This window comes from Pantoea sp. EEL5, assembly GCF_049892805.1.
Taxonomy (GTDB): Bacteria; Pseudomonadota; Gammaproteobacteria; order Enterobacterales; family Enterobacteriaceae; genus Pantoea; species Pantoea ananatis.
This window is the reverse complement of sequence record NZ_JBNDNJ010000001.1, coordinates 1940263-1963708: the sequence shown is the minus strand read 5'-3', so window position 1 is coordinate 1963708 and position 23446 is coordinate 1940263. Positions and strand designations below refer to the sequence as shown.

16 protein-coding genes are annotated in these 23446 nt (G+C 52.9%); 13 read left to right on the top strand and 3 right to left on the bottom strand.

Features of this window, described 5'->3' with window-relative positions; translation table 11 throughout:
• Positions 1 to 6: 6 nt before the first annotated feature.
• Positions 7 to 3345: a diguanylate cyclase gene (locus ACPXSQ_RS09310; RefSeq protein WP_426143486.1), complete on the bottom strand. Its 3339-nt coding sequence runs from the start codon at positions 3343 to 3345 to the stop codon at positions 7 to 9.
• Between the two features lie 163 nt (positions 3346 to 3508).
• Entirely contained in the window at positions 3509 to 4123 is a 615-nt protein-coding gene (locus ACPXSQ_RS09305; protein ID WP_028715327.1) for a phosphatase PAP2 family protein, read from the bottom strand.
• Positions 4124 to 4403: 280 nt separating this feature from the next.
• On the opposite strand from ACPXSQ_RS09305, the gene udk reads away from it, so the two are divergent.
• From udk to asmA, 3 genes are all read left to right on the top strand, one after another.
• On the top strand, positions 4404 to 5045 hold the full coding sequence (gene udk / locus ACPXSQ_RS09300) for a uridine kinase (protein ID WP_013026389.1): 642 nt from the start codon (positions 4404 to 4406) through the stop codon (positions 5043 to 5045).
• 84 nt (positions 5046 to 5129) lie between these two features.
• The gene (gene dcd, locus ACPXSQ_RS09295; RefSeq protein ID WP_013026388.1) at positions 5130 to 5711 is read left to right on the top strand and encodes a dCTP deaminase; all 582 of its coding nucleotides are present in this window, start codon (positions 5130 to 5132) and stop codon (positions 5709 to 5711) included.
• 14 nt (positions 5712 to 5725) lie between these two features.
• The gene (gene asmA, locus ACPXSQ_RS09290; RefSeq protein ID WP_028715326.1) at positions 5726 to 7549 is read left to right on the top strand and encodes an outer membrane assembly protein AsmA; all 1824 of its coding nucleotides are present in this window, start codon (positions 5726 to 5728) and stop codon (positions 7547 to 7549) included.
• Here the strand turns inward: asmA and ACPXSQ_RS09285 are convergent.
• The gene (locus tag ACPXSQ_RS09285; protein WP_014605448.1) at positions 7546 to 9123 is read right to left on the bottom strand and encodes a TerC family protein; all 1578 of its coding nucleotides are present in this window, start codon (positions 9121 to 9123) and stop codon (positions 7546 to 7548) included. The two genes, asmA and ACPXSQ_RS09285, sit on opposite strands and share 4 nt — an antisense overlap.
• Before the next feature lie 777 nt (positions 9124 to 9900).
• Between ACPXSQ_RS09285 and wbaP the strand changes: the two genes are divergently transcribed.
• The 10 genes from wbaP to wcaK all read left to right on the top strand — a co-directional run bounded on the left by wbaP (position 9901) and on the right by wcaK (position 23444).
• Positions 9901 to 11334 carry an undecaprenyl-phosphate galactose phosphotransferase WbaP gene (gene wbaP / locus ACPXSQ_RS09280; RefSeq protein ID WP_013026385.1) on the top strand — a complete coding sequence of 478 codons (1434 nt, stop codon included), beginning with the start codon at positions 9901 to 9903 and terminating at the stop codon, positions 11332 to 11334.
• 273 nt (positions 11335 to 11607) lie between these two features.
• Positions 11608 to 12747, top strand: a complete 1140-nt coding sequence (locus ACPXSQ_RS09275) for a polysaccharide export protein (protein WP_013026384.1) — start codon at positions 11608 to 11610, stop codon at positions 12745 to 12747.
• Positions 12748 to 12756: 9 nt separating this feature from the next.
• Positions 12757 to 13191 carry a protein-tyrosine-phosphatase gene (locus ACPXSQ_RS09270; RefSeq protein WP_013026383.1) on the top strand — a complete coding sequence of 145 codons (435 nt, stop codon included), beginning with the start codon at positions 12757 to 12759 and terminating at the stop codon, positions 13189 to 13191.
• Positions 13192 to 13203: 12 nt separating this feature from the next.
• On the top strand, positions 13204 to 15381 hold the full coding sequence (gene wzc, locus ACPXSQ_RS09265; protein ID WP_014594083.1) for a tyrosine-protein kinase Wzc: 2178 nt from the start codon (positions 13204 to 13206) through the stop codon (positions 15379 to 15381).
• A 255-nt stretch (positions 15382 to 15636) separates the two neighbouring features.
• Complete coding sequence (locus ACPXSQ_RS09260) at positions 15637 to 16773, top strand: EpsG family protein (RefSeq protein ID WP_014594082.1); 1137 nt, start codon at positions 15637 to 15639, stop codon at positions 16771 to 16773.
• Positions 16774 to 16902: 129 nt separating this feature from the next.
• The gene (locus tag ACPXSQ_RS09255) at positions 16903 to 17820 is read left to right on the top strand and encodes a glycosyltransferase family 2 protein (RefSeq protein WP_014594081.1); all 918 of its coding nucleotides are present in this window, start codon (positions 16903 to 16905) and stop codon (positions 17818 to 17820) included.
• Between the two features lie 81 nt (positions 17821 to 17901).
• Positions 17902 to 18654, top strand: coding sequence for a glycosyltransferase family 2 protein (locus tag ACPXSQ_RS09250; RefSeq protein ID WP_014605450.1), 753 nt, complete (start codon positions 17902 to 17904; stop codon positions 18652 to 18654).
• Positions 18655 to 18699: 45 nt separating this feature from the next.
• Positions 18700 to 19734 carry a glycosyltransferase family 4 protein gene (locus ACPXSQ_RS09245; RefSeq protein WP_014605451.1) on the top strand — a complete coding sequence of 345 codons (1035 nt, stop codon included), beginning with the start codon at positions 18700 to 18702 and terminating at the stop codon, positions 19732 to 19734.
• An 86-nt stretch (positions 19735 to 19820) separates the two neighbouring features.
• Positions 19821 to 22031, top strand: a complete 2211-nt coding sequence (locus tag ACPXSQ_RS09240) for a phage tailspike protein (protein WP_029570273.1) — start codon at positions 19821 to 19823, stop codon at positions 22029 to 22031.
• Between the two features lie 150 nt (positions 22032 to 22181).
• A complete protein-coding gene (wcaK, locus tag ACPXSQ_RS09235; protein WP_013026376.1) occupies positions 22182 to 23444 on the top strand; it encodes a colanic acid biosynthesis pyruvyl transferase WcaK in 1263 nt (420 codons plus the stop codon).
• Positions 23445 to 23446: the final 2 nt, after the last annotated feature.

Genomic DNA, 23446 nt, shown 5'->3' with positions numbered 1-23446 from the left:
GCAGAATTAGCGAATAGCGAAAAGGGGGGCTTCCGCAAGTCTGCTCATTGGCTGGCGTTCCGCAACGGCACTGCCCCAAACGCCGTCCACTTCAAGGCTGGTCAGCGTGGTGAGCACCGCGGGAACGGACACCGGGCCGGCAAGCAGGGTGATATCACGCTGGCTGGTCTGGCTCTGAATAATGGAGATTAGCATCTCATCCATCAAATTGTTGTGCAGGTTAGCCACCAGTTCCGGGGACAGGATCAGGCAGTCCACCACTTTACCGGTCAACTGGTTAAAGGCATCCAGATTGCGGCCGAAATGCTGCAACACGATGCGGCAGCCCGCCTGGCGCAGTTTCATCAATGCACCGATCAGGCCATCGCCGCTGGAAAGCACGCTGGAGGCGTTAAGCGCGATCCCGCTATGGCTGCGGGCAAGACCGGATTCGGCGAAGCGCAGGCAGAGATTGTCAACGAAAGCCGGATCGTACAGTGCGTGCACATCGAGAGGCAAAATCAGTGCGATACCTTTTTGGCTCATCGTTGCAATCTGCTGGCGGAAGAAGGCATTAACAATATTGTCTTCAAGCCGGCGTTTCAGCATATCGTCAGTCAGGTTATTACGTAGCAGATGCTCATCAATGAGTAACCCTTCTGGCGAAAATAGCTGAACCTCAACCAGCCAGACGCTGGCGGAATGCGGCTTGCCAGGCGGCGCAACGGCCCATACCTGCATGTCCACTTGTAAGACATCCAGGGTCGCGAGATCCACGGAGTGATGGCTTCCCATGAGCGCCAGCGCATGCTGCTCATACACCTTATACCGACCCCGCCCACTCCGCTTGGCGTTGTAACAGGCAATATCTGCCTGAGACAGCACATCGCTACTCTGACAGTTCTGCGCGTTGATTTGGGTTATGCCTGCGCTGGCACCGACCTGATAGGCGCGCCCCAGCCATTCAAAACAGTAGTCACCGACCGCGCGAACGATGTCCTGCACCACGTCGCGAGCCTGATCCAACGAACATTCGGGCATCAACACGGCAAATTCATCCCCGCCCAGGCGGGCCAGGAAATCGCTCCCGCGCAGGCGATGGCGCATTAAATCCGACAGTTCGCTCAACAGGGCGTCCCCGGCTGCGTGGCCAGCGCTGTCGTTCACCGCCTTAAATTTATCCAGATCGATAAAGACCAGAACGTGCTGATTCTGATGCTCGACGGCGTCGGACAGTAACCGCTTGAGCTGCAGTTCAAAGCTGGCACGATTAGGTAACCGGGTCAGCGTATCGTGCAGTGCGCTGTAGCTCAGACGCTTCATCACTTTACGTGACTCACTGACGTCCTGAATCACCATCACCGCTCCACGCTCGGTACCTGATTCAGATTTCAGCGGCGTTATACTGTAATGAATATCAATATGCTCGCCATTGAGCGTGTGCAGCACCCACTCCTCAGAGAGATAGGGCGCGGTTTTTTCAGACGGCACATGGCACAGCAGCAGATTATCGACTTCAGGGCCATGACGACCGTGCGTGATATGCAGCAGTTCGTTTACCGGTTTGCCCGCCGCCGCCTCTTGTGACCAGCCTGTCATTTTTTCCGCGACCGGGTTCATAAAGGTCACGCACATGTCCTGATCGGTACTGATAACGGCCTCTCCGATCGAGTCGAGCGTGATCATCATGCGCTCTTTTTCCTGAAACAGCGCCTCATTCAGGTTCCGTAATGAGGTGATGTCCTGAGAGATCCCCAAAATGCGTTCGATACGGCCTTCTTTACTTAGCAGGCGGTTTGCCTGAGAACGGATCCAGTGCTGCCCGTCCTCCCGTACCACCCGGTACTCCATCTGGAAGGAACTGCTTTTCTCAATGGCACCCTGAATGGTGAGCACACAACGTTCGCGATCGTCGGGATGAACCAGCGTGACCCACAGATCGTAGCTGGGCAGTTCATGGGGCTTCATGCCAAACAGCGCATACATGCGTTTATCCCACAGAACTTCGCCGCTGGTCAGATTCCATTCCCATACGCCGATGCCGCCCGCCTCATTCGCAAGGGTAATGCGTTCCATCAGGCGTTTGTTCACCTGCTCACTCTGTTTCAGCTCAGAAATATCAATAATCTGCGCGATAAAATAGAGTGGTTGCTGCGCCTGATCGCGCACCAGGGAAAGCGTTAGCCGTACCCAGACGATTTCGCCGTCTTTGCGGAAATAACGTTTTTCCAGCGTATAAGAGTAAATCTCGCCCTGCAGCAGCTTTTCCAGTCGGCCCTGGACGTCGTAAAGATCATCCGGATGAGTGATTTGCTGGAACGTCAGTTGAGTCAGTTCATGTTCCGGATAGCCCAGCGTGTCACACAGGGATTTATTAACCTGAAGCCATCGGCCTTCAGCAGAAACCAGCGCCATGCCAATCGCGGAATACTCCATGGCATGACGGAAACGGGTTTCGCTCTCACTGATATGACGCTTCTCATGCCGAAAGGCATCCATCACTAATGCCATGATATGACAGGGAATTAAGACCATCAAAAACGGAAGCCAGCTGCTTATCACCGCATAGGTGCTGGCGGCCGTTGGCGTGACGTTAATCCAGCCCAGTGACAGCAGCAGTGCCATAAAGCTGGCGTTAACAAAAAACAGCACAAAGGCTTCCACCTTCGGCAACCGCACGGCACACCAGAACAGCACTACTAAAATAAAAGTAAAAGGCCAGGGTAAAAACCGCAGTGACAGGTAGCTGGCGGTAAGCGTCAGGGCCAGCGTGATGAGCGTCTCCACCAGAGACGCGCGTTTCAGGCCATTCTGCGACAGCGGCCAGGTCAGCAACAGTAAAACCGGCCCGAGCGCTAACATGCCGATAATTTCCGAAATGACCCAGGTGTAAAAGAAAGCAAATGAGGCCTGATCTCCAACCTGCAGTATCCACAGCGCGAGTACGCCGCCAACCAGGGGCGAAATCAGGCCGGTAGCGATAACAAAGCGGATCCAGTCATTGAGCGAAACCAGCGGCGCCTCACGGTCAAGCAACGCGCGCAATAACAGCCCGCCCAGTATGGCCTGCAGCAGATTAAGCAGGGCAAATTTTAAATTAGAGAGGGCGGGACCGATAATGAAGGCATTCGCCAGTGCCGTACCGATAAGGCAGGCGATGAGTAACAGGGGGAGCTGGCGAGACGTGCTGCGAAACACCACGATGGTCATCAGTGCCGTCGAGAACCAGAGCGGTGAAATTTTACCGCTAACCACAATCAGCTCAAGGCAAAATAGCGTCAGGACGAAGGAAGCCAGGCCAAGCCAGCAGGCGTTTAGCCACTTTTTAGGTGATTTATCTGACGAGGCCAGTGTCTCAACGATCATTAATCGATCCAGCAGAGGGCAAAATAGTGCAATGGCATGCGCTGCATCGCCATTGTCATTCGAAGAATGCTAGCACATTTGATAGAAAAAACAGGGGGGAAATCATTAAATTGCGTTATTCGTTGGATTGAATGGCTCGCGGAAGCACGAGCCACCATGTGCATTATTCCCGGAAAAGATCGGCCCGGGTGTAAGGTTTTTCCATGCCAGCCAGACGGGCAGAAAACTGCGCCAGGAACTGTTGTGTGGTGGCAATCCGACCGTGACCCAGCAGCAGAACCGGCACCAGCAGCGCAGCGGCGATTTGCGGCAAGCTGAACCCTTTAAGTGCCGTCTCGCGCTGGGAAAGTAAAAACGCGGTACTCAGCGTAAAGCCCAGCAGCAGACCGGTAATGACCTCGCTGACGGAATGCGCATGGATAACCAGGCGCGAAACGCCAACCATTAAGGGAATCACATAGCCCACGCCAATCGCCAGGCCGCGCCACAGGCTTGAGCAGCGCCCTGAAATTAACCAAAGCATAACCGGCCACAGGGTCGCTGACATCGCGCTGTGGCCGCTAAATCCCGTGAAGTTAAAGCGTGCGCTGCCAATACCAAAGCCAAGAAACAGTATTTTTGACACGCTGACCACCAGCCCGGCCAGGCCAAAGGCCAGAAGCCAGTACCACAGGGCGCGATGGTTATCGCTTTTCCACGGTAAAATCAGGGCAATAATCACCGCCGTGGGAATCAATAACATGCTGTCACCAAAATAGGTGAGGGTCTTCCAGAGCATAATCTTCCTTTCTTCTTCTTGAGCAAAATGCCCTTATTCATCGGCTATACCGAGCCCGACAGGTGCTGTGCGGCGTTGTTCTGTGTGAAGCGGCTAGTTTATCGGTGAAACCTTTCAGGTTAAAAGGGGAAAGTCTGAAAAGGGGGGCGGTGCCATTTCTCTGGCATCAAAAGGCCGAAATCCCTATACTGAGCGCCAACTCACCCTCTCCGTTCAGCCCCATTAACTGGGTGCGCAGTTTGCGTACAGTTTCTGGCTCCAGTATCAGGTTTTTAAAAGTATGACTGACAAGTCCCATCAGTGCGTGATCGTTGGCATTGCAGGTGCATCTGCATCCGGTAAAAGTTTAATCGCCAGTACGCTCTATCGTGAAATTCGCGACCAGGTCGGCGATGAGCACATCGGCGTTATCCCTGAAGATGCCTATTACAAAGATCAAAGTCACCTCACCATGGAAGAGAGGGTTAAAACCAATTATGACCATCCCAGCGCGATGGATCATGATTTGTTATTGCAGCACTTACGTGCGGTAAAGGCAGGGCAGGACATTGAGTTGCCCGTTTACAGCTATGTTGAGCACACGCGTACTCAGGAAACGCTGCAAATTAAGCCTAAAAAAGTCATTATTCTTGAAGGCATTCTCCTGTTAACCGATGCGCGTCTGCGCCAGGAACTGAACTTCTCCATCTTCGTGGACACGCCGCTCGACATTTGCCTGATGCGACGTATGAAACGTGATGTCAATGAACGGGGGCGTTCAATGGATTCCGTCATGAGTCAGTATCAGAAAACGGTCCGCCCCATGTTTTTGCAGTTCATTGAACCCTCTAAACAGTACGCAGATATCATTGTGCCGCGCGGTGGTAAAAACCGTATTGCTATTGATATTCTTAAAGCCAAAATTAACCAGTTCTTCGAGTAGTTTACGTCTCAAAGGACGTGACGCGAGCAGGTTAAAAGCACAGATGCCGCCTGTTCGCTACACTTACTTCATGGAGTTACCGTAATGAGATTATGCGACCGCGATATTGAAGCCTGGCTGGATAGCGGGAAACTGGCGATCACGCCACGGCCACCGGTGGAACGGATCAACGGTGCAACGGTCGACGTACGTTTAGGCAATCAGTTCCGGACATTCAGCGGACATACCGCCGCGTTTATTGATCTGAGCGGGCCGAAGCACGAAGTGAGCGCGGCCCTGGATCGCGTGATGAGTGATGAGATCGTTCTCCCCGAGGGAGAAGCATTCTTTCTCCATCCCGGCGAGCTGGCCCTGGCGGTAACGCTGGAATCTGTGACCATTCCCGACGATCTGGTTGGCTGGCTGGACGGGCGCTCCTCGCTTGCCCGCCTGGGCCTGATGGTCCACGTGACCGCGCATCGTATCGATCCGGGCTGGCAGGGCCGTATCGTGCTGGAGTTCTATAATTCTGGCAAACTGCCTCTGGCACTGCGCCCGGGAATGCTGATTGGTGCGCTAAGCTTTGAACCGCTTTCGGGACCTGCCGCGCGTCCTTATAATCGCCGTGAAAATGCTAAATATCGTGGCCAGCAGGGTGCTGATGCCAGTCGTATCGACAAAGATTAATTCATGAGGATGTGATGAGAAGAGTGATAACCACGCTGGCCATCTTACTGGTGGTGGTCGTAGCGGGATTAACAGCCCTGGTTATGCTGGTCAACCCCAACGACTTTCGCAGCTATATGGTGCAACAGGTCGAACAGCGCAGCGGTTATCAACTCACTATCAATGGCGATTTGCGTTGGCACGTCTGGCCTAAACTCAGCATTCTGGCCGGGCGCATGAGCCTGACCGCGCCCGGTGCAGCCCAGCCCGTGGTCTCTGCAGACAATATGCGGCTGGATGTGAATCTTCTGCCCTTGCTATCACATCAGCTGAGCGTGAGCCAGGTGATGCTGAAAAACGCGGTGGTGCGGGTCACGCCAGACAGCACGGCGCAGGTACCGCAAAATGCCCCGCGCGGTCCGCACAACAGCGAGCCTGCATCTTCAGACCGATGGTCTTTCGATATCGGCAAACTCCAGCTGATGGACAGCCTGTTTATCTGGCAACAGCCTGGCGGCGATGCGTTCACCTTCCGTAATCTCAACCTGAATATGGAGCAGGATCAGTCGAGCCTGGCAACTGTCAATCTCAGCACCAGCCTGACACGCAACCAGCGCACGGCGATGATCAATCTGAAGGGGCAATTTGATAAATCGCAGTATCCCCATCAGCTCAGTGGTCAGCTCGAACAACTGGATTACGCGTTGTCCGGGGCCAGCCTGCCACCGCAGGGCATTAAAGGTACGCTGAGCTTCCAGGGAAACTGGAATGGCGACAGAAATACCGTTGCCCTGTCCGATCTTAAGCTTAACGCCAACGACAGTGTTCTCAGCGGCAGCGCGCAGGGCGATCTTACGGCTCCGCAAAAGCTGTCTCTGGATCTTCATGCGACCTCACTGGATATGGATAACCTGCTTTTTATCTCTTCGTTAACTCAGCAGGTGAGTGGACAAAGCAGCCAGATTGCCCCTGCGCCGGTGATTGCAGACCAGCGCGAACCCACCAATGCGGACTCGCCGCTCAACGATATCGATCTGGACATAAAACTGCAGGCGGACAGCGCGGTCTGGCGAGGTCTTACGCTCTCAAAACTGGCTGTGGATGCGGTTAACCAACAGGGACTGATGACATTTAATACCTTGTCAGGAACGGTGGGGCAGGGGCGTTTCTCCGTTCCCGGCAGCATTGATATTCGTCAGCCCGTTACGCACGTCAGTTTCAAACCCGTGTTGAGTCAGGTTGATCTTCAGCCTTTACTGAAGGCGTTGGCACTGCCTCAGTCGCTGCAGGGAACCCTTGATCTTAACGGCGAGTTGGCCGGTGATAACCTCACCCTTGAGGATGCGAAACAGAGCTGGCAGGGCAAGGCGGATGTCCGTGTGAGCCATCTGAAACTGGCGCAAATCGACTTACAGCAGATGGTCCGTCGCGCGGTGGCGCGCGTGAGCGATCGCGTTAGCAGCGACGATCAGGTATTGGGACAGGGAATCGATCACATCAGCGGTCAGCTTGCGCTGAAGAACGGCCTCCTGTCCTTTAACCATCTCAGCGGCGAAAGCAAGCAGCTGACGTTACGTGGCGATGGGAGCGTCAACATGGTGCAGCAGCAATTAGACGTTACATTGGGCCTGACGCTGAGCGGCTGGCACGGGGATGAAAAACTGGTTGCGGCCTTATCCGATCAGGTGATCCCGTTTCGCCTTTACGGCAGTTGGGAGAATCCGCAATATACGCTGCCGGTTGACGATATGCTGCGCGAGAAGCTGCAGAATGAGGCGAAATCGCGCCTGAATCAATGGCTTGATCGTCAGCAATTAAAAGGAAATAACGCCACGCAGCCAGATTCGGCACGCCCTTAAGGCGCGGCATGCTGTTGCATGTCAGGCTGCGGCAGAATTTCAACCTTCTGAACCCGGTGCTGTTCAACCTGCAGAGTACGTAAGCGGTAATCCCCCAGGAGGATCTCTTCACCTTCCTGGGGAATATTCTGCAGGCGATCCATCACTAATCCGGCCAGCGTATGATAATTACGCTTCTCATCCAGCGGTAACGTCACGTACATCGCCAGATCCTCCAGCGGCATTTGGCCATTGGCAATCCAGCCACCCGACCCATTAGGCTGGATATCATAGCGGGCATCGGTTTCGCCTGCTTCATTTGGCAGATTTCCCGCAATGGTTTCCATTAAGTCGCTCAACGTGACCACGCCCTCTACCGAACCAAACTCATCGACCACAAATGCAAAATGTGTGTGACCCTGACGAAACAGCTCCAGCGCTTGTAACAAGGTGATGTGCTCGTGGAACACCAGGGGCTGACGAATCAGGCTGCGTAAATCAAGGGAGTGGTGATGCAGTGACTGATGGAGCAGATCGTTAACATGCACAATGCCGAGCGGCTCTTTGCTGTTGTCCGTAATAACGATGCGCGTATGCTGATTACGATCAAGGTTAGCCATGATCTCCGCCGGATCGTCGCTTAAATCAATGTGCTGAACATCGTGACGCGTCGTCATGATGGTGTTGACATGACGCTGCCCAAGCCCCATCACTCTGGCGATCATCACGCGCTCCTGGCGATTAAACAGCGCGACAGCCTCTCCATCGGCAATCATTGACGAGGTTTTTGCATCCAGTTCCGCCTGTTCGGCTTCGCCGCGTAACAGACGTAATACCGCTTCGGCGGTGCGCTGGCGTAACGGACGACCCGCCGACAGCACCTTGCGCCGGTTAAACTGTGCCAGCTGGTTCAGGGCTTCGATTAGCACGGAGAAACCGATCGCCGCATAGAGATAGCCTTTAGGAATAACAAAGCCAAAGCCTTCAGCCACCAGACTAAAGCCAATCATCAGTAAAAAGCTCAGGCACAGAATAACGATGGTCGGGTGACTGTTGACGAAACGGGTAAGGGGTTTACTGGCGAGCAGCATCAATAAAATCGCCACGGTAACTGCCACCATCATGACCGGCAGGTCGTTGACCATACCCACGGCAGTAATCACCGCATCCAGCGAAAAAATCGCGTCCAGCACCACGATCTGCGCCACGACAGGCCAGAATTTAGCGCCGCCTTTTTGTTGAGCGTTCTCCTCGTCCTGGCCTTCGAGCCGTTCGTTCAATTCGGTTGTCGCTTTGAACAGCAAAAACAGTCCGCCAAACAGCAGCAGCAGGTCGCGCGCGCTGAAAGCGTGATTAGCCAGCGTAATCAATGGCTGCGTCAGCGTGACCAACCAGGACAGGGAGGCTAACAGCAGCAGTCGGCACACCAGCGCCATCAGCAGGCCAATCACCCGCGCGCGGTCGCGTGCGGCTGCCGGCAGCTTCTCGACCAGAATAGCGATAAAGACCAGGTTATCGATACCCAGTACCAGTTCAAGAACGATTAGCGTTACTAATCCTGCCCATAGCGAGGGATCGGCCAATACCTCCAGCATGCTTTATTCACCTGAATGTCTAAAAATAAGCTTTGTCTGATGATAGTGGAGAGATGGCCTTGGGACAAATAGCGAGCTTACAGGGTCTTTACGATTTAATTGAATAGCCCATACATTAATTACAGGATAATTCTTCAGCAGATTGATTAATGCGGCAGTGAAGGTAGCGCATAAAGGTTGCAGATTAATGTCACCGTATTTCTCATTCAGAGGAATTTCTTATGCGATTATTCCTGGTGCGAACATGGAATAAATCTGATTTTTTCCTACCTGAAAGCTGAAAATGAGCGGCTTCAATACTTATTACTGGTAGTCTTTTTCCTAAAATAGTCCGGGGATGGCGGGGTCTACTTGTAAACATGCCAGTAATAACTAGTATAGCAACGAGTTAGACAACGCCTGCGCCCGAATCTGTAATTTGCGCAATCAACCGCCTCGGTACGCAGCAGAATGTCAACGCATTCTGCACAAGGACGCTTTGTGCGCAATCGCGCGCGGCGCAGGGAGAAACAGAGGTTATCAGGGCGGTATTGGCAGCGACAGCCAAGGGCGGTAGCGTGTCTGCGTCACCGCTTCGGTTTGATATTTAATCAGCACATTGCTGATAAAGTCAGAGTAATCTGTTGGTATTGTGCACGGTATTATTGGTTTCATAGTCAATGACAATGGCGTAAATGCCGCAGGAGCTCCCCTCAGAAACGCTCGGGCTTAAGAGACAATGCTGGTTACTTAAGCGTCTGGTGTGGTGGGTTAAGGAAATAAAATAAAGAGTTAAATATGCGCGATAATGAATTTACGTTTAAAAGTCTTATCACCAAATTATTATTGGCTTGTTCTGATTTAATATGTTTCAACGCGGCATTATTTATCGCGATGATGCTAATTAATATGACATCTCCTTCACTGTTATCGGATATGTCTGATCGGGAATTTAATTTAAAAGTTGCTACACACATCTGTCTGTCAGTAATTTGCGTGGGCTGGTTTTGGGTCAGACTGCGCCATTACACCTACCGCAAACCGTTTTGGTTCGAATTAAAAGAAATTTTTCGTACCATTCTCATTTTTTCCGTCATTGAACTGTCGATCACGGCCCTGTCTCAATGGCAGATGTCGCGCTTTGTCTGGCTGTTAACGTGGCTTATCGCCCTGGTGGCAATGCCGGTGTGCCGCGCACTGTCCAAACGCCTGCTGAATAAATACGGCCTGTGGAAGAAGCAGACCATCATTATTGGCAGCAATAAAAATGCCCAGGAAGCGTGGGAGGCTCTGCAAAGCGAAGAGGTTATGGGCTTTGAGGTTATTGCCTTCTATGACGTGGACGGATCCTGCCCACAAGAGCTGATTTCGGGTATTCCGGTGCTGCGCGACGAGCAGGCGCTGTGGAGGCTCACTAACAGTGAAACCCAGTTCATTGTGGCGGTTGAGTTTGAGCAAAGTCAGTATCGTGACATGTGGCTGAAATCGCTGGCGATGCATAACTGCCGCTCTGTTTCAGTGATTCCTACCTTACGTGGGGTGCCGCTGTACGGCACTGACATGGCTTATATCTTCAGCCATGAAGTCATGATCCTGCGTGTTCAGAATAACCTGGCCAAACGTACCTCACGCTTCCTGAAGCGCACGTTCGATATCTTCGGGGCACTCTCCATCATTTTGATGCTGTTACCGGCGCTGCTAGTGCTGGGATTCCTGGTGGGACGTGATGGCGGGCCGCCTATTTATGGTCACGAACGCGTCGGCCTGAACGGGCGTAAATTTAAATGCCTTAAGTTCCGTTCAATGGTGATCAACTCGAAAGAAGTGCTTGAGGAAGTCTTGCGAACCGATCCGGTTGCCCGTGCTGAATGGGATAAAGATTTTAAACTCAAAAACGATCCCCGTATTACTAAAGTCGGTCACTTTATTCGTAAAACCAGCCTTGATGAGCTGCCGCAGTTGTGGAACGTCGTACGCGGCGACATGAGCCTGGTCGGGCCGCGCCCGGTTATTGAAGACGAACTGGCGCGTTATGCGGGCGATGTCGATTACTACCTGATGGCAAAACCGGGTATGACCGGATTGTGGCAGGTGAGCGGCCGTAACGATGTGGATTATGAAACGCGCGTCTACTTCGACTCATGGTATGTAAAAAACTGGTCGCTGTGGAACGACATTGCAATTTTGTTCAAAACCGTGGGTGTGGTTTTGAAACGTGATGGTGCTTACTAGCCGCAAAAGAGCTTCTGTCAGCCGCGCGCCGAAGTGCCACTTCAGGTTCCGGCGGGCAGATTTCTCTAAAAAAAATCGGTACGGCATTGATAAACCGAAATGTTCTGCTTTGCTTTATTCCGTTCCGGGTAAAGCGCGTGATGGGTACAAGACAGGAGCTAAGAATAATGAACGACATGTTCAGGGCCTGAGTCAGGATAGCTTACTTTTTTCGAGCGCTTACACAGCGGCGTATTCGCCTCTATCAAACATTAACTGATAGCGAAGATCTAAATGATTACAATGAAAATGAAGATGATACCTGTTCTGGTATCTGCAACTTTTATGGCCGGGTGTACTGTCGTGCCGGGGCAAAATTTATCCACTTCGGGAAAAGATGTCATTGAGCAGCAGGACAGCAATTTTGACATCGACAAGTACGTTAACGTTTATCCGTTAACGCCAGGCCTGGTGGAGAAAATGCGTCCTAAGCCACTTGTGGCACAGGCTAATCCGTCGTTACAAACCGAAATTCAGAACTACGAATACCGCATCGGCATCGGTGATGTTCTCACCGTCACCGTGTGGGATCACCCCGAACTCACCACGCCTGCCGGTCAGTACCGTAGCGCCAGTGACACCGGTAACTGGGTCCATTCTGACGGCACGATTTTCTATCCTTACATCGGCCGCGTCCGTGTTGCCGGCCGTACCGTAGGTGACGTGCGTAATGAAGTGGCGCGTCGTCTGGCGCAGTACATCGAAAGCCCCCAGGTTGACGTCAGCATTGCCTCGTTTAAGTCACAGAAGACTTACGTGACCGGTGCCGTGACGACCTCAGGCCAGCAGCCTATCACCAACGTACCGCTGACCATCCTGGATGCGATTAACGCAGCGGGCGGCTTAGCGGCGGACGCAGACTGGCGCAACGTTATCCTGACCCACAACGGCCGTGAGCAGCGCGTGTCACTGCAGGCCCTGATGCAGAACGGCGATCTGAGCCAGAACCACCTGCTTTATCCGGGTGACATCCTGTATGTGCCGCGTAATGACGACCTGAAAGTGTTTGTCATGGGCGAAGTGAAACAGCAGGCCACCCTGAAAATGGACCGCAGCGGTATGACCCTGGCTGAAGCGCTGGGTAATGCGGCAGGCATGGATCAAACCACGTCCGACGCGACCGGGGTCTTTGTTATCCGACCGACGCGCGGCTCCGATCGCAGCAAAATCGCCAATATCTACCAGCTGAATACCAAAGATGCGGCATCCATGGTGATGGGTACCGAATTCCAACTTGAACCTTACGATATCGTCTACGTGACATCGACGCCGCTGACGCGTTGGAACCGCGTGATATCGCAGTTGATACCAACCATAGCCGGTGTTAACGATGCGACGCAGGCTGCACAGCGCATCCGCAACTGGTCGAACTAAGGTTTCGCCATGATTAAGTCCGTGTTAGTCGTCTGCGTAGGCAACATCTGCCGCTCTCCTACGGGAGAGCGCCTGTTCAAACGCGCGCTGCCGCACCTGCCTGTGGCCTCCGCCGGACTCGGCGCCCTGGTTGGGCACGCGGCGGATAAAACGGCGACGGAGGTGGCAGCCGAAAAAGGCTTATCGCTGGAAGGTCATGAGGCTCAGCAGCTAACGGCCAGCCTGTGCCGGGAGTATGACCTGATTCTGGTGATGGAAAAGCGCCACATTGAACAGGTAAACCGCATCGATCCGGCTGCACGCGGCAAAACGATGCTGCTTGGGCACTGGCTCAATCAGAAGGAAATTGCGGATCCGTACAGAAAAAGCCGTGAGGCCTTTGAAGAGGTTTACGGGTTACTGGAACACGCCACTCAGAAATGGGTCAGCGTACTAAGCCGATAGTTGGGATTATCCATGAATATAAAAAACAAAGTCATGACCGCGCCGCGCGAGGAATCGAATGGGTGGGATCTGGCGCATCTTGTGGGACAGCTTATTGATCACCGTTGGGTTATCGTCGCTGTCACCGCTTTTTTCATGCTGGTAGCAACGCTCTACACACTGTTTGCGACGCCTATTTATAGCGCCGATGCCATGGTTCAGGTGGAGCAGAAGAATACCAGCACCGTCCTGAATGAATTACAGACGCTGATGCCCACGACGCCAGCATCGGATACCGAAATCCAGATTCTTGAATCACGCATGGTGCTGGGAAAAACCGTTCAGGATCTTGGCCTGGATGCAGTGGTTTCACAGAACTATTTCCCGGTTATCGGCAAAGGTCTGTCGCGCCTGATGGGCAACAAGCCTGGCAATGTTGCGATCTCCCGTCTGGAGATTCCGCGTACGATCGAGAAGCGCAGTGTTGAGCTCGAGGTTACGGGTAAAGACAGCTATACCGTTTCTGCCGATGGCGATGAGCTGTTCAAAGGCAAAGTGGGGCAGTTCGAAAAACACGGCGATGTGAGCATGCTGGTCAGCGATATCAATGCGGAGCCGGGCACCACGTTTACCGTCACCAAACTCAACGATCTGCAGGCAATTAACAGCATCCTGTCTAACCTGACCGTTGCAGACAAAGGGAAAGACACCGGCGTACTGGGACTGCAGTATGTGGGTGAAGATCAGGAGCAGATCAGCAAAGTTCTGAACCAGATCGTGAATAACTACCTGTTGCAGAACGTGCAGCGTAAATCCGAACAGGCCGAGAAAAGCCTGGAGTTCCTGAAACAGCAACTGCCGGAAGTGCGTGGCAAACTGGATCAGGCGGAAGACAAACTTAACGCCTTCCGCCGTGAGAACGAGTCCGTTGACCTGTCGCTTGAAGCTAAGTCTGCGTTGGATTCATCCGTTAGCGTGCAGAGCCAGCTTAACGAGCTGACGTTCCGCGAAGCCGAAGTTTCGCAGCTGTTCACCAAAGATCACCCTACCTATCGAGCCCTGTTAGAAAAGCGTAAAACGCTGGAAGATGAGCAGGCGCAGCTGAACAAGAAAATTGCGCAGATGCCGAAAACTCAGCAGGAGATTCTGCGTCTGACCCGCGATGTGCAGTCAGGCCAGGAAATCTACATGCAGTTACTGAATCGTCAGCAAGAGCTGAGCATCAGTAAGGCCAGCACCGTAGGTGATGTTCGCATCATCGATCAGGCCGCCACGGCAAACTCGCCGGTTGCGCCGAAAAAGCTGCTGATCATCGCAGCCAGCCTGATTCTGGGGCTGATGGTGTCCGTCGGTGTGGTTCTGCTTAAAGCGCTGTTGCATCACGGAATCGAAAACCCGGAACAGCTGGAAGAGCTGGGCATGAACGTCTATGCCAGCGTACCGCTCTCTGAGTGGCAGCGTAAGAAGGATACCGAAGCACTGGCGCGTCGCGGTCACAAAGGCAAAACCGATCCGCATGAGACGCTGTTGGCTCTGGGTAATCCAACCGACCTCTCTATTGAAGCGATTCGTAGCCTGCGTACCAGCCTGCACTTCGCCATGATGGAAGCGAAAAACAACATTCTGATGATCACCGGCGCCAGCCCGGGTATTGGTAAAACCTTTATCTGCGTTAACCTCGCTACCCTGGTGGCCAAGGCCGGTCAGAAGGTGTTGTTTATCGATGGTGACATGCGCCGCGGTTACACCCACGAACTGCTGGGGGCGGACAATAAATCCGGTCTGTCTAACGTCCTGTCTGGCAAAACCGAGTTTACGCCGACCATGATTCAGCAAGGGCCATACGGTTTTGATTTCCTGCCGCGCGGACAGGTTCCACCGAACCCGTCAGAGCTGTTGATGCACCGCCGCATGGGTGAGCTGCTGGAGTGGGCAAGCAAAAACTATGATTTAGTCCTGATTGATACACCGCCGATTCTGGCCGTAACGGATGCGTCCATCATCGGTAAGTTGGCCGGTACCTCGCTGATGGTGGCGCGTTTTGAAACCAACACCACAAAAGAAGTGGATGTCAGCTTCAAACGCTTCGCGCAGAACGGTATCGAAATCAAAGGGGTTATCCTGAACGCCGTGGTACGTAAAGCGGCTAACTCGTACGGTTATGGTTATGACTACTACGACTACGAGTACGGTAAACCAACGAAAAGCTAAGAGCTGAAAGAAAAGGGGCGGGTTTGACCGCCCCTTTTGATCCCTGGCTCAAGATAACGACACGTAACGATTTGCACAGGTGATTCTGGATACAACGCACAATAAGCGACGATCTAACGTCAATCATCAGAATTCATCATCAACACGCTTTTGTCTGTCGCGATGTCGGCGCAGACCTGCTGAGAGATCAACCCGGAAGGTAATCAGCACTGGCCACTGTTGGCATGAGAACTTGTGGATTTAAGGAATCACACCATGGCTCCATATTGGTATATATCAGGGTTTTTGCTGCTGATTTCGCTGTTCGAAATCCTGGTGAAAAAAGACGAACGCACAAATTATATTTTGACCTGGCTGCTGTGCTTTGCGGCTATTATTCTGATCGTATTCGGGGGGATTCGTGGCCTCGGCACCGGCATGGATGACTTCCAGTACCGCAGTTTCTTTGAGGACTTTGTACGGCGCATTCAGATCAACGGTTTTTTCAATACCGTCGCGTTTTTCCGCTACGAACCGCTGATTTTTGCGATGGCGTGGATAACGAGTCTGTTTTCGCATAACGCCAGCGTGTTTCTGTTCGTCTTCTGTGCGATTGCGGTATCCATTAACGCCTTCTTTTTCAGAAAGATGTCGCCTTATCCGGTACTGGCGCTGGCGCTGTATTCGGCGCACATCTTTATTAACAAAGACATCAACCAGATACGTTTTGGCTTAAGCTCCGCCCTGTTCCTCGGCGTGCTGTGGACGATCTACCTGAAGCGTTACTGGTGGGCCTTTACCTTTTTTATCCTGTCGTTCATGAGTCACAACACCGCCGTTATGGTGATAACGCTGGTGCCTTTCCTGTTTATTCGTGACTGGCGCTGGTGGCCGGTGGTGATCATCGTTGTCAGCCTGCCGCTCTCGGTCGTCGGGGGTTCAAGCTTCATCGCCCTGATTGCCGGACACCTCGGATCGCTGGGGGAAAGGGCATCGGGCTATAACAACGATCCCTCCTATGCAATGGATGGCAGCATCCTGTCAGTCTCGAACCTGAAGAACATCATGCTGGTGTTTATTTTCTTCTATTTCATGCTGACTGAAGAACTGAAGCGCGAAAACTATGCCCAGTATCGTCTGAACTACTTGCTGATTTTAAGTTTTGCTATCGGCGGGGCGATCCGCATCTTCCTGTATAACTTCCCGTCAGGTTCGCGTCTTTCCAACTATTTGCAACAGGTTGAACCCATCATTCTGACCTCGCTTATCTATCAGGCCAGACGCGTCTGGAAGCCGGCGCTGTTTGGCATGCTGTTTTTCTTCCTGCTCTATTACCTCTACTACAACACCATCTCAACCAAGCAGGCGGTTGTAGGGTACGAAGTGGCCCAGGAGTTCTGGCTGATTCGGTAACGGACCCGGCGGCGCGCCCCCAGTGAACGGCTTCACTTCGCGGGGCGGTCGCCTGTAACAACACAGGTTTTTCTTCGGCGTTTGTCGATTGAATTGTTTATTTTTGAATACTTTAATGAGGTGCTGGCAATGAAGGACATTCGTTTCTCCATCGTAATTCCGGCTTATAACGCGTCAGAATCGATTGTCACGACGCTGGATTGCGTTAAAGCACAAACGTATCGCCATTTCGAAGTCATCATCGTGGATGACAAATCTGCCGATGCCGCCGCGCTGGCGGAAGTGGTGCGCAGTGAGCGCTATCAGGACCTGGACATCAATCTGGTCTTGTCTGAGGTTAAACTCAACGGTGCCGGCGCGCGTAACAAAGGCATTGAGCTGGCAACGGGCGACTATGTCAGTTTTCTGGATGCCGATGACGAGTGGCATGCCGACAAGCTTCTGCAGGTCAGTGAAAAGATTGCGGAGCTAGAGGCGCAGGGTCAGCACAATACCATTATCTTCAGCCAGGTAAATATCTATCAGGACGGTGCGTTCCTGAAGGTTATGCCGATGCAGCCTCCGGCAAAAAATGAAACTGTCGCAGAGTATCTGTTTGGCTGTTATGGCTTTATTCAAACCAGCACCATCGTGCTGAAGCGCGAAGATGCCGCTAAAATTCAGTTCGATGCGCGTTTTATCCGCCATCAGGACTATGACTTCTGCATCCGTGCCGACCGCATGGGTTACCGGTTTGAAATGATCGCCGCCCCGCTGGCCAACTACCACCTGGTGACGAAGTTTGGCTCCAAACACAAAGGTGAATCGGTCAAGTACTCCCTGTTCTGGCTGGATACGATGAAACCGCACCTTACCGCACGAGATATTCACACCTACAAAGCATTCAAGCTGCCCCTGCGCTACAAAATGGACGGTAACTCGCTGATGGCGAGCGTCAGCTTCGCGCGCTACTTCCTGCTCACCAATAAAGATAATCGCACTTACTTCCTGAACCGCGTGAAAGACAAACTGAAAGCGCGGTTGGGTGGCGAAAAGGCACTCTCCTGATTCTATTGAATGTCGTGACGTTTTAACGCTACCGGAAGGTTATCTGGTGGCCCCGTCTATTTTATTTATTCAGGTATGAAAATGAATAATCACTCTGGTACCGTCGGCATTGTCATGCCTATGTATAATGCCCGCGAGACGGTATTACGCGCTGTACAGTCCGTCATCAATCAAACCTATCAGGACTGGCACCTGTATCTGATCAACGATAAATCCACCGATGATTCACTCGCGTGGGTGCGCGAGCAGTGCCAGGATCCGCGTATTACGATTCTCGACAATGCGGTCAATATGGGCGCGGCCGAAACCCGCAATGTGGGATTACGTGCTTCGCAAGAAGAGGTGATCGCTTTTCTTGACAGCGATGACGAATGGCACAGTGATAAGCTTCGCCAGCAGATGCAGGCTATCGCCGATGGGGACAATCTGGTCATCACGGAATACCATTACAAAACCCGCAAAGCTGACCACGATATTCGCTATACAAAGCCTTACCTTAAGCAGGACAGCTATGTCAAAAAGCAGTATCGGGTGTGCTTCTCATCCGTCTGTTTCCGCCGTCCGCCAGGCGGGATTTTATTTGAGCGAAAAGGTCACGAAGACTTCCTTTTCCTCTACGAACTCTTTAATCGCTACAAACAGGCCCGCGTAATTCAGAGTATTCTGGTGAATTATTACGAGTTAGGGAATTCCCTGTCGCGTAATAAAAACAAAGCCGCCAAATGGCACCTCGAACTATTAAGAATTATCTATAAAAACAATCCGTTAAAAATCTATTACTATTACGCTTGGTATATGGTGAATGGTGTGCTGTTTAGCCTGAAACACCGTTAAGCCGATCGGCAGGATTGTGTATAAATTTGAGGTGGATAACGTTTCATGAAAAAAATCGTCCTGGTGATCAAAGACGCTTACTCGTATGCGGGCACCGAAAATATCTGTAACTTTATGTCGGAATGTCTTGGTGATGCACATGAGGTCACCATCTACTCACTGGAGGGGCACGGCGAACCCTTTTACCCTTTCGACAAGGTCAAGCAGATCGTCAGCTTCGAAGGTGAAAGTAACCCCATCAAACGTGCCGTGGCGCGTATTCAGCAGGAAGGCTTCGACACCGTGTTTTTAATCAGCATGGGCCGTCTGAGCGTGATGTTTGCTTTCTGGAACCTGATGACGCTGAAAAAGAAGCGCTTCAAGGCCTATGCCTGTGAGCACGTTGCCATCAACTCCTTCAGTAAACCCATTAAGTTCCTCAAGTTCCTGCTACTGCGCTTCTACGACCGCGTCATTGTCCTGACGGATAAAGATCATCAGGTCTTTCAGCGCTGGCACATCCCCAGTCAGGCCATTCCTAATCCGGTGGTGTACAAATCCTGGCACCGTACCACGCGCCATCGTCAGGCGCTGGCGGTGGGCCGTCTGGACAATCAGAAAGGGTTCGACCTGTTACTGGATATCTGGCGTGACTTTTCCAGAGCACATCCTGACTGGACGCTGGTGATTGCCGGCGACGGTGAGTTGCGCCAGCAACTACAGGATCAGGCAGCCGTGCTGGGCATTACCTCCAGCGTGAAGTTCGTCGGTAAGGTCAGCAATATCAACGATTACTACCGCGACAGCGATATGGCGCTGATGACCTCCCGTTACGAAGGTTTGCCGCTGGTGCTGCTGGAAGCCAAATCCTGGTCGCTGCCGGTGGTGGCCTACGACTGTCCGACAGGTCCACAGGAGATTATTAATCACGGCGAAGACGGTTTCCTGGTGCCGATGAACAAGAAAAGCGAATTTCTGGCGCGGATGGAACAACTGGCCAGCGACGATGCACTGTTCTATGCCATGAGCGAAAAAACCCAGCAAACCGCGCTGAAGTTTGACGGTAAACAGATTAAACAAAGCTGGCTGGCGTTGGTGTAAGGGCTGAAGACGCTCACTTTTGATGTGCCTCATGGGACACCTTTTATGGCTGAGTTTATGGCCTTCATGACGACGGGATTAATTGCATGAAAAGAAGAGAAGTCTTGCAAACCGCAGCCTCCGCCCTTGTCGGCGCGCTCTCCGTGAGCACCTTTTCCAGCTACGCGGCCAAAAACACTGGCCTGGCGCTCAAGTCGGTTGATGCAAGCGCGGTACCCAAAGGCGATGTTCCGATTCTGACGCCTGAAAATGTCTACGCGATGCCGCCGCAGTTCTGGCAAAACTTCCAGGGAAAACTGTGGATCGGTAAGTCGGGAAGCGATGCCAGCCAGGCGGGTAACCAGATCCCCGTGTTCCTGCGCGATGCCAGCGGCAAGCTGGCACAAATCACCCAGCCGATTACCCTGAATAAGGGAAATTTTGACCAGTTTGTAAAGGATAATGCGGCGCTGATCGCGAATCCGTCTCACTCTATGGCGCTGGAAGACAGCAACGGGCAGATGGTCTTTAACATCCCGGATGTCAGCCAGCCGGGCCAGGCTGCCTTTAGTCAGCGTCTGGCACAGCCTGCGGGTTATCAGCTAATCGGTGAGATCCCCTCGGTGGACGATCTGCGCAAGACGCGACCGCTGTTTGAAGGCGCGAAGATCAAGCTCAAAAGCTGGCACCCCGGCCTGGAAGTGGGGGGCGGCGAATTCGTCGGCAGTTTCCAGCCGGCGCAGGACGATCAGGGGGTGATTTTCAGCGGCGACGGTTTTCACTGGCGTCGCGTAGTCGATGACTATAACCGACTCTCGTTGTTTGACTTTGGCGCTATCGCCGACGGCAAAACCGACAGTGCGCCGGCGATTAAAGCGATGTATCAGTGGTCGCAGCAGAGCGATCAGCCTATCTGCGTACAGTTCCCTGCGGGCACGTTCTTCGTTTCCGCCTGTAACTTCGGTGAGGAGCAGCGCCGTTTCTTCCGCATCTCCGGTGCGATGGTCAACTTTGGGTATTTCCCGGCGACCAGCATCGTCTCCGACGGCAAATCGCCGTTTGTTTTCGAGGTCAGCGCCCGCTGGGTGGAAATCTCTAACCTGATTTTTAACGGCAATACGGATACGCATCCCAATAAGCAGGGATTGTTCCGTAATACCTGCCCAGGCGGACAGTTTTTCCGTGGTGCCTGCCTGCGCTTCAACCAGGTTGGCGGCACCGCGCTCAGCCTGCTGGATACGCTGGATTGTAAGATTGACCAGTGGTACGCCTCAGCCTGTACGGGCGACGTGATTCAGGCCGGCTGGTCTGGTCAGAAAAAGGGGAACTGGGACCACAGTACCGCGATTGAGCTGTCAAACTTTAACGCCCAGCACTGTAAAGGCGGCAAAGTTCTTAACCTGCCGCGCTGCAGCCAGTCGCTGATTCACAACGGCTGGATTGAGCACTGTGATAATCCCGGCGATATCTCAAACGGTCAATGGATTATCGATGCCTTAAGCCTTGAGGACTGCAAGAACCCGCTGATTGCCTGGCACTCTCGCCTGAATACGCGTCAGACCAACCTGCAATCCGGCAGCTGGATTGACAACTCAGAGCAGGGCGATCGTTGGCTAAGCGCCTGGGAAATGGGATCGACCCGCGTTGAGTCCTACGGCGTCGCGATCGATGGCAGCCTGAAATATAACTATCTGACCTCACGCTGGCTGTTGGAAAACAACACCAATCAGGCCGTGTGGTTTGAACTGGGCAATCTTTATTCCCCCACCGTTGGCGACTCGTGGGAAATCGAAATTTTTGGACAGTCGCAGTTCAATAACGGCACGGACGGTGAGCCGCTGATGAACCTCATCAGTGGGAAAAACACCGGCGGCCGGGCGGTTATTCACGTTCAACGCAAGAAAGACCATGCTGAAGCCAGTTGGTCGGCGGAAGGCAGCAGCCCGGTAGTGGATGTACGCTACGTCGCTAAAACCGATACCGACACGCAGGTTTTCATCAGGCTGGCAGGCTGGACGCCTTCGGCAGCGGTGATGATCAAGAGCACGGCGAAAGATCGCTTTGTCACCGGCCGCTGTGCGCGGGTCGATGCCAAAATGACCCAGGCTGCGCCGGACAGCGGCAGTCATGCCGCGCCGCAGCGCTTTAGCCTGCATAACGGTAAAGCGGGCGTGGGCGCGAATGAGCAGGGGGATTTATTGCTGGCCTCCCGCGCGTTGTCTGATGACAAGGTGGATACCAGCAAACCTGAAGGATTCGTGTCTGTCGTTATTAATGGTAAGCAGGTCGCCTTACCGTATTTTGCGATTAAATCGTAGTCAGAGAGGGCTGCCCTGATACGGCAGCCAACACCAACAGCATCTGGGATGTTGGTGCAGGATTTTTATTTGCTGTTTTTCTCCCTATTCATTTTGCCCGTTTCGGAACTGGGCGGTTGCTTGAATTAGAAAAAATTATTCGGAGTTTTTATGAAGATTTTATTGGTGGGTAACCATACCTGTGGGAATCGTGGGGATGGCGCGATTCTGCGTGGACTGATTGATTCAATTCAGGCCGCGCGCAACGATGTGGATATTGATGTGATAAGCCGTTATCCAACCAGCTCCGGTTATCTGCTTCAGCAACATATTCAGCAGGATAAGCTCTTCCTGCACAACAACTCCTCGGGTAAGGGCCTGATTGGCTCTGTTAAACGCAAAGTCGCTAACCGACTGATGCCGAATATCATGATGGCGCATCTGGGCAAGGGTGGACCCTACAAATCCTTCTCCGTGCCGCCACACCTCAAAGCCTTCACGGAAAGTCTGGCGCAGTACGATGCAGTCATTCAGGTGGGCGGTTCATTCTTTGTCGATCTGTATGGCGTGACTCAGTTTGACCATGCGCTCTGCGCGCTGCTGGCTAAGAAGCCGCTTTACCTGATTGGCCACTCCGTTGGACCTTTCCAGAACGCCCGCACTAATCAACTGGCCAACTTCGTGTTTGACCGGGTTGACCGCCTTATCTTGCGTGAGTCCGTTAGCCTTGACCTGATGAAGCGCGATGGCGTGACCAGCTCAAAGGTGATGCCCGGTGTGGATACGGCCTTCCTGGTACGTGCACGTCACGTTGAAAACCCCAGCCACAGTCTGCAGCACTGGCAGAGCGTGATTCGCACCCGCAAAACCATCGCGATTACGGTCCGTGAACTGGCGCCGTTTGATAAGCGTCTGGGCGTCACGCAGCAGGAATACGAAGCCGCCTTTGGTCGCGTGATCAACGCCATGATCGCCAGCGGTTATCAGGTCGTCGCCTTATCTACCTGTACGGGCATCGACAGCTACGCCAAAGATGACCGTATGGTGGCGCTCACTTTGCGCGATCGCGTTGAGCAGCCAGAGCACTACCACGTTGTAATGGATGAATTTAATGACCTCGAATTAGGTGTCCTCCTCAGCGAGTGTCACCTGACCATCGGAACCCGTCTGCACTCTGCCATCATCTCAATGAACTTTGGTACGCCAGCGGTCGCCATCAACTATGAACACAAATCCATGGGCGTCATGAATCAGCTAGGTCTGCCGCAAATGGCTACCGATGTTCAGAGCCTGATGGACGGTTCGCTGATTGATAAAGTTCAGGCTATCCTGGCCGACTACGACACGATCAAGCAAAACGTCGAAACCGCCGTGGCGCATGAAAGGGAAGTAGGTAACAGAATCACTGAAGAGATTCTAAACGTAATAGGATGATG

Coding starts and splice junctions, on each gene's coding strand:
- ACPXSQ_RS09310 (WP_426143486.1), bottom strand. CDS start 3,345: ATGATCGTTGAGACACTGGCCTCGTCAGATAAATCACCTAAAAAGTGG.
- ACPXSQ_RS09305 (WP_028715327.1), bottom strand. CDS start 4,123: ATGCTCTGGAAGACCCTCACCTATTTTGGTGACAGCATGTTATTGATT.
- udk (WP_013026389.1), top strand. CDS start 4,404: ATGACTGACAAGTCCCATCAGTGCGTGATCGTTGGCATTGCAGGTGCA.
- dcd (WP_013026388.1), top strand. CDS start 5,130: ATGAGATTATGCGACCGCGATATTGAAGCCTGGCTGGATAGCGGGAAA.
- asmA (WP_028715326.1), top strand. CDS start 5,726: ATGAGAAGAGTGATAACCACGCTGGCCATCTTACTGGTGGTGGTCGTA.
- ACPXSQ_RS09285 (WP_014605448.1), bottom strand. CDS start 9,123: ATGCTGGAGGTATTGGCCGATCCCTCGCTATGGGCAGGATTAGTAACG.
- wbaP (WP_013026385.1), top strand. CDS start 9,901: ATGCGCGATAATGAATTTACGTTTAAAAGTCTTATCACCAAATTATTA.
- ACPXSQ_RS09275 (WP_013026384.1), top strand. CDS start 11,608: ATGATTACAATGAAAATGAAGATGATACCTGTTCTGGTATCTGCAACT.
- ACPXSQ_RS09270 (WP_013026383.1), top strand. CDS start 12,757: ATGATTAAGTCCGTGTTAGTCGTCTGCGTAGGCAACATCTGCCGCTCT.
- wzc (WP_014594083.1), top strand. CDS start 13,204: ATGAATATAAAAAACAAAGTCATGACCGCGCCGCGCGAGGAATCGAAT.
- ACPXSQ_RS09260 (WP_014594082.1), top strand. CDS start 15,637: ATGGCTCCATATTGGTATATATCAGGGTTTTTGCTGCTGATTTCGCTG.
- ACPXSQ_RS09255 (WP_014594081.1), top strand. CDS start 16,903: ATGAAGGACATTCGTTTCTCCATCGTAATTCCGGCTTATAACGCGTCA.
- ACPXSQ_RS09250 (WP_014605450.1), top strand. CDS start 17,902: ATGAATAATCACTCTGGTACCGTCGGCATTGTCATGCCTATGTATAAT.
- ACPXSQ_RS09245 (WP_014605451.1), top strand. CDS start 18,700: ATGAAAAAAATCGTCCTGGTGATCAAAGACGCTTACTCGTATGCGGGC.
- ACPXSQ_RS09240 (WP_029570273.1), top strand. CDS start 19,821: ATGAAAAGAAGAGAAGTCTTGCAAACCGCAGCCTCCGCCCTTGTCGGC.
- wcaK (WP_013026376.1), top strand. CDS start 22,182: ATGAAGATTTTATTGGTGGGTAACCATACCTGTGGGAATCGTGGGGAT.